At 69.8% G+C, this 771-nt stretch carries 1 protein-coding gene; it reads left to right on the forward strand.

All coding sequences use genetic code 11. The annotated features are described in order from the left end of the window. Window positions 1-9: 9 nt before the first annotated feature. Window positions 10-771, forward strand: a 762-nt coding sequence (locus tag HC031_RS32235) for a condensation domain-containing protein (protein ID WP_277349876.1), incomplete at its 3' end; no start/stop codon positions are given.

Genomic DNA, 771 nt, shown 5'->3' on the forward strand with positions numbered 1-771 from the left:
CATGACGCGTTGCGGTTGCGGTTCGAGCGCGTGGATGACGGGTGGCGGCAGGTCAACGGGCCGGTGGGGCCGGTGGAGGTGCTGCACTGTCACGACCTGTCGGGCGTGAGCGTCGATGCGCAGTCGGCGGTGATGGCGACGGTGGTCGAGGAGGTGCACGCCGGGTTCGATCTGGGGTGTGGTCCGTTGCTGCGGGCGGTGCTGTTCGAGCGGGGTGCCGGGGTGCGGCCGGTGTTGTTCGTGGCGGCGCATCACCTGGTGGTGGACGGGGTGTCGTGGCGGATCCTGCTCGAGGACCTGGCGGCCGCGTACGCCCAGATCCGGCGTGGTGAACCGGTGGCGCTGTCAGCGAAGACGACGTCGTTTCGGCAGTGGGCGCTGCGGTTGGCCGAGCGGGCCGCCGGCGGTGGGTTCGACGATGAGCGCGACTACTGGAACGGGGTTATCGGGTCCGGTGAGCCGGACCTGCCGCGCGACGGGGATGGGCCGAACACGGTTGGTGTGGAGCGGTCGGTGTCGGTGCGGTTGGATGCGGCGGCGACGCGGGCGTTGTTGCAGGACGTGCCGGGGGTGTATCGCACGCGGGTCAATGATGTGTTGCTGGCGGCCCTGGGCAGGGTGTTGGGGGCGTGGACCGGTCGGGATCGGATCCTGGTGGATCTGGAGGGGCATGGTCGGGAGGAGGAGCTGTTCGACGGGGTGGACCTGTCGCGGACGGTGGGTTGGTTCACCACGATGTTCCCGGTCGCCCTGGACGTCGTGGCAACCGAT

Origin of the sequence: Planosporangium thailandense (assembly GCF_011947195.1) — a bacterium.
Taxonomy (GTDB): Bacteria; Actinomycetota; Actinomycetes; order Mycobacteriales; family Micromonosporaceae; genus Planosporangium; species Planosporangium thailandense.